Genomic DNA, 18,895 nt, shown 5'->3' on the forward strand with positions numbered 1-18,895 from the left:
ATGATGTGGGTAGTGGCGTTGCTCATTATCGGGCTTCTCGCAACCTTAATGCTGACCCGTGCTCGCCCCGCTTTGGTGTTTGGTGCTGTGTTTGCGGTGCTGCTGCTGCTCGACATCGTGCCTGCGACTCAACTGTTTAATCACTTCACGAACCCTGCCTTGATAACATTGGTGTTATTGGTATTGGTGTCGGTGGTACTCGAACGTACCGCATTGATTAGCGCGCTCGGTCATTGGTGCACACGCGGAAGCCTTCGCCGTGTCACCTTGCAATCCACATTAGCGGCAGGTTTGTTGTCTGCGGTGATCAACAACACCGCGGTCGTATCGACCTTGATGCGAAGCCTCACCCACACCGCATACCCTGCCAGTAAACTGCTGATCCCCCTTTCTTATGCTGCCATCTTGGGGGGCACCATGACCTTGATAGGGACGTCCACCAACCTTCTGGTCAATGGGTTCACCCTCAGCGCAGGCCTTCCAGGGCTGGGCTTTTTCGATTTTACCTTAGTGGGCGCGCCGCTGTTTTTCATCGGCATCGCGCTCATTGTCTTAATTTCTGTTCGCCTTTTGCCTACAAACGACGTGACTCAGCAATCAACCTCACAGTCCTATTTGCTGGAAAGTCGATTGGAGGCGGAATCGCCACTTGTCGGACAAACGGTCGAGGCCAGTGGCTTACGCCATCTCGAACGTTTGTTTTTGGTCGAGATCATCCGCAAACAGCGTGTCATTTCGCCTGTCTCCCCTACGGAGCCTTTGCATGCCGATGATGTGTTGGTGTTTTCAGGGGATCTGGAAGCCACGGCATTATTAGCAAGGTTCAAAGGCTTAACCTTGGTGACACAAGGGGAAGAGACACCGTCGGATAACTTGGTGGATGTGGTCGTCACGCCCCAAGCCATGGTGGCGGGAAGAACCATCAAATCGCTGAACTTCCGCTCGCAGTTTGACGCGGCAGTGGTGGCGGTAAAACGGGGCGACCACCACATCCGTGGCGGTCTTGGACAAGTGCGTTTACGCGGTGGTGACTTGCTGGTGCTGGCCGTCGGCACAGACTTCCACAGTCGAGAGAATATCGCCCAGAATTTTGTGTTGGTCGGTGAACGCAGTCGACATGCACTGCTGACGTCGCGTCAATCAACACTGTTTTGCTTAGGTGCCGTTGCCGTGTTGCTGGCAGGTGCGATGGACGTGCTGCCCTTGTACAAAGGATTGGTGCTGTTAATCGCGGCAGCTGTTGGGTCGCGCATCGTCACCATTCATGATTTACGCCGTCGCTTCCCCTTCGAATTGGTGGTGGTCATTGGCGCGGCACTGGGGTTAGCTCAAGCGATATCAACAACAGGGTTGGCAGACATCATTGCCACCAGCATGATGTCGGTTAGCCAACACTGGGGGCCGTTTGGTGCGCTCGTCATTTTGTATATTGCAACTTGGTTGATGACGGAACTCATCACCAACAACGCAGCGGCAGCGATTGCCTTTCCCATCGGCCTTGCTTTGGCAGGTCAATATGGGGTGGACCCTCTGCCTTACATCATGACGGTCGCGTTTGCGGCAAGTGCGAGTTTTCTCTCGCCGTTTGGTTATCAAACCAATTTGATGGTATTTACAGCAGGCCGCTACCAAACTCGGGATTACCTGAAAGCAGGTTTCCCATTAACACTGGCCTACGGCTTGGGTGTCATTACTCTCGTGCCTTACGTTTTTCCTTGGTGAAGTATTTATGATCGCAAGCCTTGTCACCCGATTCCAACAACTCCCCGCAGAGCGTCGGCAGTTCCTGTTCCACGCTGCGCTTGCGGCGTTGTTTCGGGTGTTTTCTGCGGGGGCTGCTTTTCTGCTTAGCGTTGTGGCCGCAAGAACGTTGGGAACACACCAATCTGGTCTGTTCTTCCTTGCGTTGAGCTTAGCAACCTTGCTTGGCACCCTCAGCTTGTTGGGCATGGATAACGCGCTATTGCGGTTCATTGGAAAATCATCGACAGAAGATGCAACAGAAACCAATCAAGTATTCACCAATGCCTATACCGCGGTTGTGCCCACCAGCACAGTAGTTGGCCTAATCGTATTTGTTCTCTCACCTTGGTTATCAACCAGTGTGTTCGACAAACCCGATGCAGTTGATGCCATGCGCGCATTTGCTGTGGCAATACCGCTGATCAGTCTGTTTTTCCTCAATGGTTATGCACTGCAAGCAACCCGACGTGTGATTGCATCTGTGTGTTCCATGCAGCTTGGGGTCACGGTGTTGCTGCTACCGGCGCTTTATGGCTTATCACATTATGCCGTTGAGCCAAGTGCCAGTGTCGCCGCCATCTTATATACGGGCGCTGCCGCCATTGTGGTGATTTCAGGGTTAGTGTTGTGGTTTCGCCAACCTTTGCACCGTATCGATAGCCGCGATTTAGGCAAACCCGCCTTGTGGCAAGCCGCGCCAAACCTGTGGCTCATTGCTGCAACGGGCCAAGCCATCCCGTGGGCGTCTGTCGTCATCGTGGGGTTTTATACGCAATCGCAAGATGTGGCGTATTTCTCCGCCGCGCAACGTACCTCGTTGCTCATCACCTTTATGTTGATGGTGGTGAATTTCGTCGCGGCTCCCCGTTTCTCCGCCTTATTTCACGCGGGTGAAATGGAGAAATTAAAACGTCTTGCTCAGTTTTCGACGCGATTAATGATCGCTTTTTCGCTGCCGGTGCTCATCGCGGTGTTGGTATGGCCGGAACACATTATGCGGTTGTTTGGTGAGGACTTTGTTCTCGGCGCGCCGCTATTGGTGATTCTCGCCATTGGTCAAACCATCAATGTGATGACAGGCTCGGTTGGGTTTCTTCTTACCATGTGCGGTCACGAACGAGACATGAGGAATGTTACGGTATTCGCAGGCTTGCTCACCTTAGCATTGACCTTCATACTCACGCACATTTGGGGCACGCTCGGTGCAGCGATTGCCGTCAGTGTGGGGTTAAGTACGCAGAACTTACTTGCCTTCCATAAAGTAAAATCGCGTTTAGGCTTTTGGCCTATTGGTTAACCTCACCCCATACTGGAAGAAATAAATAATTTTATAATGGGTAAGTGATACCATTTGCACTGCCTATTTTTAAATACAAATACTGATAGCTCGGATGTAACTAATTAAGGATATCTGATGATTAATAAGTGCCTATTTCCAGCAGCTGGTTACGGAACACGCTTCCTACCAGCAACTAAATCCATGCCAAAAGAAATGATGCCTATCGTAAACAAGCCATTGATTGAATACGGTGTTGATGAGGCGATTCAAGCTGGTATTAATGGCATGTGTATCGTCACTGGCCGTGGTAAACACAGCCTGATGGATCACTTCGATAAAAACTACGAACTCGAGCACCAAATTCTAGGCACCAACAAAGAAGCCCTGCTTGAAGATATTCGTGCAACGATTGATGCGGCGTCTTTTACATACATTCGCCAAAAAGAAATGCGCGGTTTGGGTCATGCCATCCTTACGGGTCGTGACTTGGTCGGTGATGAAGCCTTCGCTGTGGTATTGGCGGATGACCTTTGTATCAACAAAGAACAGGGCGTATTGACGCAGATGGTTGCGCTTTATAAGCAATTCCGTTGTTCAATCGTCGCCGTTGAAGAAGTGCCGGAAGACGAAACCCACAAATACGGTGTTATTTCAGGACAAGAGATCAAAGATGACTTGTTCCGCGTAGATAACATGGTTGAGAAACCAGAACCGGGCACGGCACCAAGTAACTTAGCGATCATCGGCCGCTACATTTTGACGCCAGACATCTTCGACATTCTCGAAAATACTGAGCCAGGCAAAAACGGCGAGATTCAAATTACCGATGCACTGCTCAAACAAGCACAAGACGGCTGTGTACTTGCGTATAAATTCAAAGGCGAGCGTTTCGATTGCGGCAGCGTAGAGGGCTTTATTGAAGCGACAAATTACTGCTACGAAAACATTTACCTGCAATCTGACGCACCGAACCAGCCGAAAACCGTGAAGTGTTAGTCACATTTCTTCGCGCTTTTAGACGCTAAAATCTGCTCAGGGTAGACTCTAACAAAGCTGTATATTTATACAGCTTTGTTCTTTTTCATCACGTCTATTTATGGGATACTCAATTCATTAGTCATTTCATCAGACAACGCGCTGACCAATAGGCAAGGTGGACATGGATACGATCGACGTCAGAGGGGCTCGCACCCATAATTTAAAGAATATCAATCTGACTATCCCTAGGGACAAGCTGGTTGTGATCACCGGCCTTTCAGGCTCAGGTAAGTCTTCACTCGCGTTTGACACCTTATATGCAGAGGGGCAACGCCGATACGTTGAATCGCTCTCCGCCTATGCTCGCCAGTTCTTGTCACTGATGGAAAAACCTGACGTTGACCATATTGACGGTTTATCACCCGCCATTTCGATTGAACAAAAATCCACGTCACACAACCCGCGTTCTACCGTTGGCACCATCACCGAAGTTTACGATTACCTGCGTCTGCTTTATGCACGCGTCGGCGATCCGCGGTGTCCTACACACAATGTCACGCTTGAAGCACAAACCGTCAGTCAGATGGTCGACAAAGTGTTGGAACGTGAAGAAGGCACGAAGTTGATGCTGCTCGCCCCTATCGTGAAAGAACGTAAGGGTGAACACGTTAAAACGCTCGAAAACTTGGTCGCACATGGCTTTATCCGTGCGCGCATCGACGGCGAAGTGTGTGATCTGTCCGATCCTCCGACTCTGGAGCTTCACAAGAAGCACACCATTGAAGTGGTGGTTGACCGATTTAAGGTTCGTGATGACTTGCAGCAGCGTTTGGCTGAATCCTTTGAAACCGCGCTAGAGCTGACGGGCGGTACCGCCGTTGTCAGCCACATGGACGGCGACGGTGATGACATGGTGTTCTCAGCTAACTTTGCCTGTCCACATTGTGGCTACAGCATGCAAGAGCTTGAACCCCGCCTATTCTCTTTCAATAACCCAGCCGGGGCATGCCCAACGTGTGACGGCTTAGGGGTTCAGCAGTTCTTTGATGAAAACCGCGTGGTACAAAACGAAGCCGTGAGCCTTGCAGGTGGCGCAATTCGTGGATGGGATCGTCGCAACTTTTACTATTTCCAGATGCTCACTTCACTGGCAGAACATTATAAGTTCGACATTGAAGCGCCATGGGAAAGCCTGACACCCAAGATCCGCGATGTGGTGCTAAATGGCTCCGGCACCACAGACATTGCCTTTAAGTACGTCAACGATCGTGGCGATATCACGGTACGCAAACACCCATTTGAAGGCATTTTAAATAACCTCAATCGCCGTTACCGCGACACTGAATCCATGGCGGTACGCGAAGAACTCGCCAAATACATCGCCAACAAACCGTGCGGAAGCTGCGGCGGTTCTCGCCTTCGTGAAGAAGCGCGCCACGTTTTTGTTGCCGACACCAATCTGCCAGCCGTGTGTGAAATGAGCATTCACGAAGCCCTCGACTTCTTCGCAGGTTTACAGCTTGAAGGTCAACGCGCGCAAATCGCCGACAAGGTACTGAAAGAAATTCACGACCGTCTGCGCTTCTTGGTTAACGTGGGTCTGAACTACCTGAGCTTATACCGAAGTGCGGATACCCTCTCGGGCGGCGAAGCGCAGCGTATTCGTCTTGCTAGCCAAATTGGTGCGGGACTTGTGGGTGTGATGTATGTGCTGGATGAACCGTCTATTGGCCTTCATCAGCGCGATAATGAACGTCTTTTGAGTACCCTTGATCACCTGAGAAACCTCGGTAATACCGTCTTGGTGGTAGAGCACGACGAAGATGCAATTCGTGCCGCGGACCACATCATTGATATTGGCCCTGGGGCAGGTGTGCATGGCGGTTATGTGGTGGCGGAAGGCACTTACGAAGACATCATTGCCAATGAAGACTCACTGACAGGCCAGTACCTCAGCGGTAAAAAACAAATCATGATGCCTGCCGAGCGCACGCCGTATGATCCTGAGAAAGTCGTGCGTTTGCTTGGCGCAACGGGCAACAACCTAAACAATGTAGATTTGACCCTACCTGTTGGTTTGTTTACCTGTGTAACGGGCGTCTCCGGTTCAGGTAAATCCACACTGATAAACGACACCTTCTACAAGATCGCCCACCAGCGACTGAATGGTGCGACCACTGGCGAACCCGCACCGTTTAAAGACATCGAAGGCATTGGCCATTTCGACAAAGTGATCGACATTGACCAAAGCCCTATTGGACGCACGCCGCGTTCTAACCCTGCCACTTACACCGGCATTTTCACGCCAATCCGTGAATTGTTCGCAGGCACACAAGAATCTCGCGCGCGTGGCTACAAAGTCGGGCGCTTTAGCTTTAACGTGAAAGGCGGACGCTGTGAAGCCTGCCAAGGTGATGGTGTGATCAAGGTAGAGATGCACTTCTTACCTGATGTGTATGTGCCTTGTGATGTGTGTAAAGGGAAACGCTATAACCGCGAAACCTTGGAAATTCGCTACAAAGGCAAAACCATCGACGAAGTGTTGGAAATGACCGTTGAAGATGCGCGCGAGTACTTTGACGCCGTGCCAGCGATTGCCCGTAAGCTTCAAACTTTGATGGATGTAGGCTTGTCTTATATCCGCTTAGGCCAAGCAGCAACCACCTTGTCTGGTGGTGAAGCGCAACGCGTGAAACTGGCGCGAGAGCTGTCGAAGCGCGATACAGGTAAAACGCTGTACATCCTCGATGAACCTACAACAGGCCTGCACTTCCACGACATTCAACAGTTGCTGACCGTGCTTCATCGCCTGCGCGATCACGGCAATACCATAGTGGTCATCGAGCACAACTTGGATGTTATCAAAACAGCAGACTGGATTGTCGACCTTGGCCCTGAAGGTGGAAGCGGCGGCGGTTTGATTGTCGCAGAAGGGACACCAGAAGACGTTGCAAAAGTGAAAGGCTCACACACCGCACGCTTCTTGAAACCATTATTGAAGAAAAAGGGCAAATAGACCGATACTTTCGGTAACCTATCCCCCTCACTCACCACCTCGTAAGAGGTGGTTTTACATTGATAGTAGAAAGCATGTCGACAACGCGTATTCCGATTCACTGGCCATCCAAAGTGGCGAGCAAGCCTTTAGTTAAACCCGTACTCATTGTACTGGCGACGCTTTTTTTGCTCTGTTTTCCGCTCAATCAAATACCGCTGTCGGTCACAGGCATTCAACACCCAGCGATTTCAACCTCGTTCATGTTGTCTGTCGCCATGATCTGTTTTGGTGGTTTAGAGGTCGCTCGACAACGCCGATTTAGTCTGACCAAACTGACAGGATGGATTGCGCTCAGCGCCTTGCTCGCGTCGCTCCCCGCATTCTATCTTCATGCGAACACCAGTGCGGCACTTTGGCACGCAGGGCTCGCGTTATTGAGCTTGCTGCTTTTTGTTACCTTGCAGCAATTTAGCTTCAGTCATGTTCAGCGTCAGTATTTGCTTTGGCTACCGTTGATTGCAGGGTGGATATTCGCACTGCCTTTCGTTGTGCCTCCACTCATTGAAGCATTCGAACACGACGCACCTTATTTCCTGACAGTTCAGCGCGTAGGCATTGCAAAGAACACCACAGCCATGGTGCTACTTACCGCACTTGCCTTGTCAGCCTATTTGCTAGCACGAACCCGCGCCTATAAACGCACCATCATCGCTCAGCACATTGCATTGCTGCTCACGCCGTTGCTGTGCATTACCGCTTTGATGTCGCTTCGTGAGCCTTGGCTTATCACGTTCACCCTGCTGATAGTTGCTCTCGCACAACCTTTCTTGTTTCGCTTCTGTCCCAAGTTACATCATGGACTTTGGAACATCGTTGTTTTCGCGGCTTTTGTGATTGCAGGGCAAGCAAACTGGCTACCCATCAGCGCCTTGTTTGCAGAAAGGTTCTCCCCTAGCGAATGGCAACTTTTAGGACAAACCACAGCGCTGGCAAAAACAGCGCATTTTGAAGGTGTAGGACTCGGTCAGCTTACGCTGGCGCAATTGCAGTTTGGGCTTTCACATGGAAACGCCTTGCCCATTGATACGCCCTACCCAAGCTGGTTGCTTGCGACAATCACTGAGGGGGGGATTGCCATTTGGGGAAGCTTCGCCCTCTTAGGTGGATTGATCATTAAGCGTATTGCCGACGCGCCGGGTGGCACACGATTGATGCTGACGGCAATCATCCTCCCTTCCATTGTCGGCATTGCAGCAACATCGTTTGTATCGACAAACCCCGTTCTCGCGCTGCTGTTTGTCGTTTTGGTCTATTGGATTGATAACTTGTCTGCGCGCTACGAACGCATCAGCCTAGCACGCGTTAAGCTACTCACCATTGGTGCGACAACGCTATTAGCGTCAACGGTATGCGTGGTTGTTAGCTCTATCTATTTGGGCGAGCAGGCGCTACACACCTATGACATCAAAGACAACAAGTTAACCCAGTATCAAACACACCCTTGGTGGACATCGTTTTATCAGCAAGAAGCGGGGAAACGCGACTTTTTGGAAGATGTCGAACATAACGACAAACGCGCTCAGACGACGTATCTCAGACAGCAAATCCGACACCTTTCAACACGCCCAACGGCGGAGGGGTATCAGTCTTTGATTGAGTTGGCACTGCTGACAGGCGACCGCGCGATTGCGAAACAGATCCAGCAAGAAGCCAGTGCATTGTTTCCCTACGTGGCATTTCAACCTAACTTTTCACATTTTGAAGCGTCAGAACCTGATGCTTCAAAACCGTAAGCACCCCAATCAAAAACGCCCTGATAAATCAGGGCGTTTTTTTAGGCTGTTGAAACCCAAAAGGGTCAGCCAGTTAACTCAGCACATCCTTTAGCGCTTTGGCACACAGCGCAATATTTTCTTTTCTAGCTGCATAGCCCATCAACCCAATACGCCATGCTTTGCCCGCTAACGCGCCAAGGCCAGCTCCGATTTCAAGATTATATTCATTCAACAAACGCTGACGAACAAGGGCATCATCAACACCATCAGGAATCGCGACGGCATTGAGTTGAGGAAGGCGATAAGCCTCATCAACCAAAAATTCAATGCCCAACACTTCCAGTTCTGACTTCAACAATTCATGCATATCACGATGGCGTTGCCACGCGTTCTCTAGGCCTTCTTGCTGTAACATCAATAACGACTCATGCAGCGCATACAGGCTATTTACGGGCGCGGTATGGTGATAGCTTCGTTTCCCTTCACCACTCCAATAACCGAGCACTAAGCTTTGATCTAAGAACCAGCTTTGTACTTTCCCATCATGCGTTTTCATTCTTTCTACGGCACGCGGTGAGAAGGTCACTGGCGATAAGCCCGGAACACATGACAAACACTTTTGGCTGCCGGAATAAACAGCATCAAGTTGCCATTCGTCAACCAACAAAGGCACACCGCCAAGCGATGTCACAGCATCCACGATGGTTAAACAGTCATGCTGACGTGCTAACGCAGATAAGGCCTTCGCGTCACTCAATGCACCGGTGGACGTTTCAGCATGCACAAATGCCACAATTGATGCATCGGGATTGGCATTTAACGCCGCGTCCACTTTACTCACATCAACAGGCTTCCCCCACTCATCATCAACCATCACAGCCGTCGCGCCGCAGCGCTCAACGTTTTCACGCATACGATCGCCAAACACACCATTGCGACAAACAATGACCGTATCGCCAGGAGAGACCAAATTCACAAAACAGGTTTCCATGCCTGCGCTGCCTGGTGCAGATACGGCAATGGTGAAAGGGTTCGTGGTTTGAAAGGCATATTGCAGCAAGGCTTTCACTTCATCCATCATGCCGACAAATAACGGGTCAAGGTGACCAATTGTTGGCTGTGATAACGCTTGTAGGACACGTGGTGACACGTCGGAAGGGCCCGGTCCCATCAAGGTTCGCTGAGGCGGAATAAAGCGTGAAATAGTCATTGTCTGCTCTCCTTAGTTAGTATTTTACCACCCTACCACTGCCGCTCACTCTCTCCCAAATCATGATTGCTATAACGTAAGCTCCATCAACCTAACGCCTCGCAAAAATGAAGCACCTTGCATACATTTGACGCTTTTCATGCAAACTCTGTTTGACAATCAGATTACAAAGCTTTATCAATGCAGTGTAATTTTTGTGCAGTATTTTTCTGCACGAAGACAGAAGAGGCGCGTCTATCAGGCAGTCCATTTGCGGAGCCCCAACTCCAATGCAGATCGATCAGGGGATAGACGCCGAGGTAATCGACACCTTGGGGGTTAGATTGCCGGTCTTGAAGGTTGAGTCCTTCGGATTGTCATCTCTTTCGAGATGGAGCGCTTCTGGAGAAATATCCTTTCTTCATGCCCGCCCTCTTTCTGTCTCATCCACATTTTGATCATTTAGAACATCTATATCGCGATTTATGGGAGATACAGGGAAGTGAACGCATTAACTGTCGCAAAATTTGGCGGCACGAGTGTCGCAGACTACGCAGCCATGTCTAACTGCGCTTCGGTCATCAAGGGAAATGAAAGCACACGTTTGGTTGTCATCAGTGCATGCTCTGGTGTGACTAACCTTTTGGTTGAACTCGCCAACGGTGTCAGCAGCTTAGAAAAACAAAAAGCGTTGCTCACTCGCCTTCAAGAAATCCACTTCAGCATTTTGGCGAGCCTGCCAGAAAATGAAGATGTGAATACAGCAGTGAATGACATATTGGATAATGTCGCGACGTTTGCTGCAGCCGCAGCGGAAGCCCCCTCAGATAAAATCACAGACAGCTTAGTTGCCTGTGGTGAACTCATGTCGACACACATCTTTACCCACTTACTGAATCAGCAAGGGTTAGATGCAGTGCGTTTTGATGTCCGTGATGCGTTGAAAACTGACGATGTCCATGGAAAAGCATCCCCTGATTTAATCGAAACCGCTTACCAAGCCCAAACGCTGCTTCGCCCGCTATGCGAAGAGAAAGTGGTCGTCACACAAGGTTTTATCGGCTCGGACAATAAAGGCAACACAACAACACTAGGCCGTGGCGGAAGTGACTACAGTGCGGCACTGCTTGCTGAAGCGGTTCAAGCGACAACGCTTGAAATTTGGACTGACGTGCCAGGCATCTACAGCACCGATCCTCGCATCGCACCAGCCGCTGCACCAATCGACGAAATCAGTTTTAGTGAAGCCTCTGAAATGGCGAACTTTGGTGCGAAAATCTTGCACCCGTCAACCTTAGTGCCAGCAATGCGCCAAGAAATCCCGGTGTTTGTTGGCTCTTCAAAAGCGCCAGAAAAAGGGGGAACGTGGATCCGCCGTGATGCAGAGCATTCACCTCTTTTCCGCGCATTGGCACTTCGTTGCAACCAAACCATGGTGACGCTTACCAGCCTAAACATGTTCCATGCCTACGGCTTTTTGGCAGAGGTTTTCAATATTCTGGCTAAGCATAAAGTCTCGGTGGATCTGATCACGACATCAGAAGTCAGCGTCTCTTTGACCTTAGATCAAACCAACACCAGCGGCGGTGCGCCTAAGTTGCCTGAAGCGGCCGAGCTCGAGCTTTCTAAACTGTGTAAAGTGACGGTTGAGCAAGACATGTGTTTGGTGGCGTTGATTGGTAATGAGATGGGCGAATCTCGCGGTGCTGCAGCGCAAATTTTTGGCGCTCTAGGTGAATATAACCTGCGAATGATTTGCTACGGTGCAAGTAATCACAACCTGTGTTTCTTGACCAATACCGCTGAGTCGAAAGACGTGGTACGTACCTTACACAGAGAGCTGTTTGAAAAGTAAGAGAGCCATGTCATCGCGGCTTTCGCTCTGCAAACACCCCAAGGACACAATAAAAGAAGGGCGCTCATTGAGCGCCCTTCTTGTGTTTACAATCACCAAACCTTAGTTCAGGTTTGGCCCTAGCCACTTATCGGCTTCGATCACATCCCATCCTTTACGATCTGCGTAGCTGTCACGCTGATCTTCTTGGATTTGAGCGACCGCAAAATAGCGCGATTCAGGGTGTGAGAAGTACCAACCCGATACTGCTGCCCCAGGCCACATTGCGAAGCTTTCCGTCAGGATCATGCCCGTATTCGCTTCTGCATCTAACAGCGTCCAAATCTTGCCTTTTTCAGTATGCTCAGGGCACGCAGGGTAACCCGGTGCAGGGCGAATACCTTGATACTTTTCACGGATCAAATCTTCGTTTGCCAACGCTTCATCAGGTGCATAGCCCCAAATCTCTTTACGCACCGCCTCATGCATATATTCAGCAAACGCTTCCGCTAAACGGTCCGCTACCGCTTGCACCATAATGGCGTTGTAGTCATCACCCTTCGCTTTAAACTGCTCAGCAATGTCGTACTCGCCAATGCCGCCTGTTACCGCAAACGCGCCGATCCAATCTGCTTTTCCACTCTCTTTCGGCGCAATGTAGTCCGATAGACAGTAGTTTGGCCCTTTCGGTTTTTTCGTTTGCTGACGCAAGCCATTCAATACCGTAAGCACCTCTGTGCGAGATTCGTCTACATAGACCTCAACATCATCTTCCACACTGTTTGCAGGGAACAATCCGCATACGCCATTGGCTTTGATCATGCCAGTGCGTTCAATGTCATCCAATATCGCATTGGCGTCATCAAACAAGCGCTGCGCTTCTTGCCCCACGACTTCATGACGCAAAATCGTTGGGTATTTTCCGCTAAGCGACCACGTCATGAAAAATGGCGTCCAATCGATGTATTTGCGAATTTTTGATACTGGGAAATCAGTAAACACATGCACGCCAGGTTTGTTTGGCACAGGTGGGGTATAGGTTTCCCAATCAAGCGACACTTTATTTGCGCGCGCCTCTCCAAGTGTAACCGGCGGCGTGCGCGGCTTTTTGCGTGCATGCTGTTCGCGTACCGTCACGTACTCAGCTTTTGTGCGCTCGACAAACGCCGGACGAAGTTCATCGGACAATAGCGCAGAACATACACCTACAGCACGAGAGGCATTAGACACATACACCACAGGTGCATGGTAGTTTTCTTCAATCTTCACCGCCGTATGCGCTTTAGATGTTGTCGCTCCACCAATTAGCAATGGGATATCAAAACCACGACGCTCCATCTCTTTGGCGACATGTACCATTTCATCGAGCGACGGTGTGATGAGACCACTTAACCCAATGATGTCGACGTTTTCTTCTTTAGCGACCTGCAAAATTTTGTCGCAAGATACCATGACGCCGAGATCGATGATTTCATAGTTATTACACTGCAGAACGACGCCAACGATATTCTTACCAATGTCATGCACATCGCCTTTCACCGTGGCTAAAAGAATCTTCCCGTTGGTTTGACCCGCTTGTTTTTCTGCATTGATGTAAGGTTCAAGGTACGCAACCGCCTGTTTCATGACGCGAGCGGATTTCACCACCTGCGGCAAGAACATCTTACCTTCACCAAACAAATCACCGACCACGTTCATGCCAGCCATCAATGGGCCTTCAATCACTTCAAGTGGTTTGCTCGCCTTCGCACGGGCTTCTTCCGTGTCTTCAACGATGAACTCGGTGATCCCTTTGACCAAGGCATGTTCCAGACGTTTTTCTACATCCCAGCCACGCCACTCTTGTGCCGAGCGATCTTCTTTCACTTCGCCCGTACCGCGGTATTTGTCCGCAATATCAAGAAGACGCTCTGTACCGTCGTCGCGTCGGTTCAAGACAACGTCTTCAACAGCCTCACGAAGTTCATCGGGTAGATCGTCATAAATAGCCAACTGACCCGCGTTAACGATCCCCATGTCCATGCCGTTTTTAAAACAGTAATAAAGGAAAACAGCGTGAATCGCTTCACGAACAGGGTTATTACCACGGAATGAGAACGACACGTTCGATACACCGCCCGAGACCATGGCATGTGGCAATGTGCGTTTGATATCACCGACCGCTTCGATGAAGTCGACCGCGTAGTTGTTGTGCTCTTCAATCCCCGTAGCCACCGCAAAGATATTCGGGTCGAAGATAATGTCTTCTGGTGGGAAGCCCACCTCATTCACCAGAATGTTATAGGCTTCGGTACAAATTTCGGTTTTGCGTTCACGCGTATCGGCTTGGCCCACTTCATCGAATGCCATCACGATAACCGCTGCGCCGTAGCGACGAATTAACTTGGCTTGCTCAATGAATTTCTCGACACCTTCTTTCATGGAAATCGAGTTAACAATCGGTTTGCCCTGAACACACTTGAGGCCAGCTTCTAAGATTTCCCATTTTGATGAATCAACCATGATGGGCACTTTCGAGATCTCAGGCTCAGTCGCACACAAGTTCAGGAAGCGCACCATGGCCGCTTCCGCATCCAACATGCCTTCATCCATGTTGATATCGATAACCTGCGCACCGGCCTCGACTTGCTGACGCGCAACTTCTAAGGCTTCATCATAAAGCTCTTCTTTAATCAGACGCTTAAAGCGCGCAGAGCCTGTAACATTGGTACGTTCGCCGACGTTGATAAACAAACTGTCAGGTGCAATCGTCAGTGGCTCAAGGCCAGATAAACGACAATGCTTGGGTAAATCAGGAAGCTGACGCGGCGTGACGTTTTGGGTCACTTCCGCCATCTTACGAATGTGTTCAGGTGTCGTACCACAGCAGCCGCCGACAAGGTTCAAGAATCCACTTTGTGCCCATTCAGCGATATGTTCAGCCATGTCTTCAGGGCTAAGGTCGTATTCACCGAATGCATTTGGTAGGCCGGCATTTGGGTGAGCAGAAACTGCGCACTCAGAAATTCGCGACAACTCTTCAACATACTGACGTAATTCATCAGGGCCCAATGCACAGTTGAGGCCAAACGAAATAGGTTTAACGTGTCGCAGGGAGTTATAGAACGCTTCGGTGGTTTGACCGGAAAGTGTACGGCCAGAGGCATCGGTGATCGTGCCTGAAATCATAACAGGCAGTTCAATGCCGTCTTCATCAAACACGGTTTCAATCGCGAACGTACACGCTTTGGCGTTTAACGTATCAAAGATTGTCTCTACCAAGATGATGTCAGCACCGCCTGCAATCAAGGCGCGTGTGGATTCAGAGTAGGCTTCAACCAACTGATCAAAGGTGATGTTTCGATAACCAGGATCGTTTACATCAGGAGAAATAGAACAGGTACGGTTTGTCGGGCCAAGTACGCCTGCAACAAAACGGGGTTTATCGGGATTCTTTGCCGTCCATTCGTCGGCAACTTCGCGGGCCAGCTTCGCAGCTTCTAAGTTAATCTCCGCACTGAGCGATTCCATGTCGTAATCGGCCATGGCAATCGTGGTGGCGTTAAAGGTGTTGGTTTCAAGAATATCGGCGCCGGCTTCAAGGTACTCGCCGTGAATTTGCTTGATAAGCGCTGGCTGTGTCAGAACCAAAAGGTCATTGTTACCCTTTAGATCAGAATGCCAATCAGAAAAACGCTCACCACGGTAATCGGACTCTTCCAGTTTGTAGTCCTGGATCATAGTGCCCATACCGCCATCGATAATGAGAATGCGCTCAGCCAACAGTTTTTTTAGTATGTCCTTACTACTCACAGCCACAAATTCCTTCTTAAATTGCTCGCTAATTGCATAGTAACATAGCTCAATTGGAAATCTAGACGTCTATTAGGATCTCACTCTCAACGGATCCTTAAATTCACTAGGATTTGTTGTAGTTTTCTTCTTCGCATAGATTTATATTTCGTTACAAATTTTGGGTTCTCCTTTTTTCGCTAACATGGGGTCACCTATGACCGTCTATACAACACTGTGCTTTCTCGCAGCCGCCGCCATGGCAATCGCATTTATCAACAGCAAAATTGGCCAAATGCAAACGACCATCGCAATCACTGCTGGTGCATTGATTCTTTCTCTCGGTATCGTCATTTCAGGTCAGAACAACTGGTTTGATTTAAAAGACTTGGCCGCAGAGACCCTCAATGAAGTGCACTTCGATGACTTTCTACTAAAAGGTGTACTCGGGTTCCTGCTGTTTGCTGGAGGTCTTGGGGTCAAACTCCCCAACCTAGAAGATCAGAAGTGGGAAATTACGGTGCTTGCCCTAGGGGCGACCTTGGTTTCTACCTTTTTTATCGGTGGTGCTGCTTGGCTATTCTTCCAGCTTATCGGTATTCAGTTTGATTTTATCTACTGCCTTCTTTTTGGTTCTTTAATTTCACCCACAGACCCTATTGCTGTGTTGGCCATCGTCAAAAAACTCAACGCGCCAAAACGTATCTCGACGCAGATAGAAGGCGAGTCCCTGTTTAATGACGGGTTTGGTTTGGTCATCTTTATTACCTTGTTTACCGTGGCATTCGGCAGCGAAACACCTACGGTCATGGGCGTGGTTGAGCTCTTTTTGCATGAAGCCATTGGCGGGATCGTTTACGGCTTCTTCTTGGGGCTGCTATTCCACTACTTGATTTGCAATACAGATGACCACTCAATGGAGTTGTTATTGACCCTTGGTATTCCAACCGCAGGGTATGTCTTTGCAGGTCTAATTGGTGTATCTGGACCGTTGGCCATGGTGGTCGCGGGTATCATGATTGGTAACTGGACACGCTATATTGGCTTTTCGAAAGAAAGTGAAGACCACCTTGACCACTTCTGGGAGCTCGTTGATGAGTTTCTGAATGGCGTATTATTCTTGTTGATCGGCTTAAGCATGTTGACCTTTACCTTCCACAAAGAAGATTGGATCATCATGGCGTTTGCAATTCCTTTGGTGCTTATCGCGCGTTACATGAGCGTCCGCCTTTGCTATGTCGGCTTCAACCGATACCGTGACTATAACCCTTTCTCGGTCCGTATTTTGACATGGGGTGGACTCCGCGGAGGCTTGGCCATTGCGATGGCGATGGCTGTTCCGGCTGGCTACATGGTGTTGCCTGAGAAGAACATCGATGTGCGAGAAATCATTCTTGTTATGACTTATGCCGTCGTGGTGTTCTCTATTCTCGTGCAGGGTTCTACCATCACAAAAATGATTGAGAAAGCCAAAGTCGCGGAAAGGAATATGGAGGTAAAGCCTCGTGCGCCAGTACAAAGTGAATCCGTCGCAGAGAAGAAAGCGGAATAGCGTTTCTCTTTAAGAGACAAAACACATGTGAAAAAGCCTGCATTAAGCAGGCTTTTTTTGTTTTTAAATCTGTAACTTATGCGTCGTCATCTTTTGTGAATGCTTCTTCTGAGAAGTGATCCAAGTCGAACGGCGTTTGTTGGTAAACGCAGTAGTTAAGCCAATTTGAGAACAGCATATAACCGTGACTTCTCCAGCTCACATACGGATCTTTTGATGGATCATCATCAGGATAATAGTTAACAGGAACAGCAGGCTCCATGCCTTCACTCACGTCTCGTACATATTCGTTATGCAACGTCAGTGGATCGTACTCAGGATGACCGGTAACGAAGACGTTACGCTTATCTTTTGTTGCCGCTAGGTATGTTCCCGCCGTTGGCGAGGTTGCCAAAATATCGAGATCAGTGTGTTCAGCAAGAAAGTCGGGAGAAAAGTCTGCATAGCGCGAATGTGGTGCTAGGAAGGCATCATCAAAGCCACGAAGAATAGGGTTATGGCTGTGCTCTTTATTCGTGTTATGCCAATACACGCCAGAGAGTTTCTCTTTTCGGGTTTTCTTCGGCAAGTCATACAAGAGCTTCAACCCTGCCTGAGCAGCCCAGCATACGTACAGCGTCGAAGTAACATGGTCCTTTGCCCACGTCATGATGTCCTGTAAGTGTTCCCAGTAAATCACATCTTCAAACTGAACAAGACCTAACGGCGCACCTGTGACGATCAACCCATCGAAGTTACGCTCTCTGATCATCTGAAACTGACGATAGAAAGTATCTAAGTGCTCGGTTGGCGTATTCTTACTTGGCCTATCATCTATACGCAGGAGCTCTACGTCTATCTGAAGTGGACTGTTAGATAGCAAACGCATGAACTGCGTTTCTGTCTCAATCTTCTTTGGCATTAAGTTGAGTAGCAAAACTTTAAGAGGACGAATACTTTGGCTGGCAGCACGGGTTTCAGGCATCACAAAGATGTTTTCCTGACGCAATGTACTTGCAGCGGGTAACTGATCAGGAATTTTAATGGGCATCTTAAAGCACTCCCTTTTTAAGATGTATAGACGTCTAGAATTCCAATAACCCTATAACATCCTTTTCATCTCTTCAAGACTATTTGTAAGAATCGAATTTGGGAGCGTATATACGAAAAAACCCGCAGCGTTTCCGCTACGGGTTTGAAGAGGTATCTGGCAGTGACCTACTCTCACATGGGGAAACCCCACACTACCATCGGCGCAGCAACGTTTCACTTCTGAGTTCGGCATGGGATCAGGTGGTACCATCGCGCTATGGCTGCCAGAAAAATTTTAAAGCTGGTGCTGATACCCAGATTCGAACTGGGGACCTCACCCTTACCAAGGGTGCACTCTACCAACTGAGCTATATCAGCGAATTTTTCTTCAACAAAGTCTTACTCATTGATGCTTTGTTTAAGAATCTATCGTTTGCAAAGCAAATGGATAGATTGAAATTCAAGCCTGGCGATGTCCTACTCTCACATGGGGAAGCCCCACACTACCATCGGCGCTGTTACGTTTCACTACTGAGTTCGGCATGGAGTCAGGTGGGTCCATAACGCTATGGTCGCCAAGCAAATTCATTAAAATCTGGGAAAATTCTGACTAGCTTTGTATCTCAATACACATTCAATGTTCTTCTTGAGTCCGCTAAAACCCCTTGGGTGTTGTATGGTTAAGCCTCACGGGCAATTAGTACAGGTTAGCTCAATGCCTCGCAGCACTTACACACCCTGCCTATCTACGTCGTAGTCTTCAAC

General features: G+C 49.3%; 10 protein-coding genes, 1 tRNA gene, 3 rRNA genes and 1 riboswitch. Of the genes, 7 read left to right on the top strand and 7 right to left on the bottom strand.

The features are described from left to right. The 5 genes from EQP46_RS15580 to EQP46_RS15600 all read left to right on the top strand — a co-directional run bounded on the left by EQP46_RS15580 (window position 1) and on the right by EQP46_RS15600 (window position 8,791). Window positions 1-1,722, top strand: a complete 1,722-nt coding sequence (locus EQP46_RS15580; protein ID WP_129494524.1) for an SLC13 family permease — start codon at window positions 1-3, stop codon at window positions 1,720-1,722. A 7-nt stretch (window positions 1,723-1,729) separates the two neighbouring features. Beyond that, window positions 1,730-3,040, top strand: a complete 1,311-nt coding sequence (locus EQP46_RS15585; protein WP_129494525.1) for a flippase — start codon at window positions 1,730-1,732, stop codon at window positions 3,038-3,040. A gap of 117 nt (window positions 3,041-3,157) precedes the next feature. Then, window positions 3,158-4,018, top strand: coding sequence for a UTP--glucose-1-phosphate uridylyltransferase GalU (galU, locus tag EQP46_RS15590; RefSeq protein ID WP_129494526.1), 861 nt, complete (start codon window positions 3,158-3,160; stop codon window positions 4,016-4,018). Window positions 4,019-4,181: 163 nt separating this feature from the next. After that, a complete protein-coding gene (uvrA, locus tag EQP46_RS15595) occupies window positions 4,182-7,016 on the top strand; it encodes an excinuclease ABC subunit UvrA (RefSeq protein WP_129494527.1) in 2,835 nt (944 codons plus the stop codon). A 74-nt stretch (window positions 7,017-7,090) separates the two neighbouring features. Beyond that, on the top strand, window positions 7,091-8,791 hold the full coding sequence (locus EQP46_RS15600; protein ID WP_129494528.1) for a Wzy polymerase domain-containing protein: 1,701 nt from the start codon (window positions 7,091-7,093) through the stop codon (window positions 8,789-8,791). 73 nt (window positions 8,792-8,864) lie between these two features. On the opposite strand, the gene EQP46_RS15605 is transcribed toward EQP46_RS15600, so the two are convergent. Continuing rightward, the gene (locus EQP46_RS15605) at window positions 8,865-9,983 is read right to left on the bottom strand and encodes a pyridoxal-phosphate-dependent aminotransferase family protein (protein WP_129494529.1); all 1,119 of its coding nucleotides are present in this window, start codon (window positions 9,981-9,983) and stop codon (window positions 8,865-8,867) included. Window positions 9,984-10,198: 215 nt separating this feature from the next. Next, window positions 10,199-10,372, top strand: a riboswitch (Lysine riboswitch). A gap of 92 nt (window positions 10,373-10,464) precedes the next feature. On the opposite strand from EQP46_RS15605, the gene lysC reads away from it, so the two are divergent. Beyond that, window positions 10,465-11,817, top strand: a complete 1,353-nt coding sequence (lysC, locus tag EQP46_RS15610) for a lysine-sensitive aspartokinase 3 (protein WP_129494530.1) — start codon at window positions 10,465-10,467, stop codon at window positions 11,815-11,817. A 102-nt stretch (window positions 11,818-11,919) separates the two neighbouring features. On the opposite strand, the gene metH is transcribed toward lysC, so the two are convergent. Further along, window positions 11,920-15,594, bottom strand: coding sequence for a methionine synthase (gene metH / locus EQP46_RS15615; protein WP_129494531.1), 3,675 nt, complete (start codon window positions 15,592-15,594; stop codon window positions 11,920-11,922). 190 nt (window positions 15,595-15,784) lie between these two features. Between metH and EQP46_RS15620 the strand changes: the two genes are divergently transcribed. Beyond that, entirely contained in the window at window positions 15,785-17,119 is a 1,335-nt protein-coding gene (locus EQP46_RS15620; RefSeq protein WP_129494532.1) for a cation:proton antiporter, read from the top strand. Window positions 17,120-17,195: 76 nt separating this feature from the next. On the opposite strand, the gene metA is transcribed toward EQP46_RS15620, so the two are convergent. The 5 genes from metA to EQP46_RS15645 form a co-directional block, all read right to left on the bottom strand. After that, window positions 17,196-18,149: a homoserine O-acetyltransferase MetA gene (metA, locus tag EQP46_RS15625; RefSeq protein WP_129494533.1), complete on the bottom strand. Its 954-nt coding sequence runs from the start codon at window positions 18,147-18,149 to the stop codon at window positions 17,196-17,198. A gap of 154 nt (window positions 18,150-18,303) precedes the next feature. Next, window positions 18,304-18,419: ribosomal RNA gene (rrf, locus tag EQP46_RS15630) — 5S ribosomal RNA — on the bottom strand. Between the two features lie 13 nt (window positions 18,420-18,432). After that, window positions 18,433-18,508 (bottom strand) — tRNA-Thr (locus EQP46_RS15635). Between the two features lie 86 nt (window positions 18,509-18,594). Continuing rightward, window positions 18,595-18,710, bottom strand: a 5S ribosomal RNA gene (rrf, locus tag EQP46_RS15640). A 96-nt stretch (window positions 18,711-18,806) separates the two neighbouring features. After that, window positions 18,807-18,895: ribosomal RNA gene (locus tag EQP46_RS15645) — 23S ribosomal RNA — on the bottom strand; the annotation flags it as partial.

Origin of the sequence: Enterovibrio baiacu, assembly GCF_004120195.1 — a bacterium.
Taxonomy (GTDB): Bacteria; Pseudomonadota; Gammaproteobacteria; order Enterobacterales; family Vibrionaceae; genus Enterovibrio; species Enterovibrio baiacui.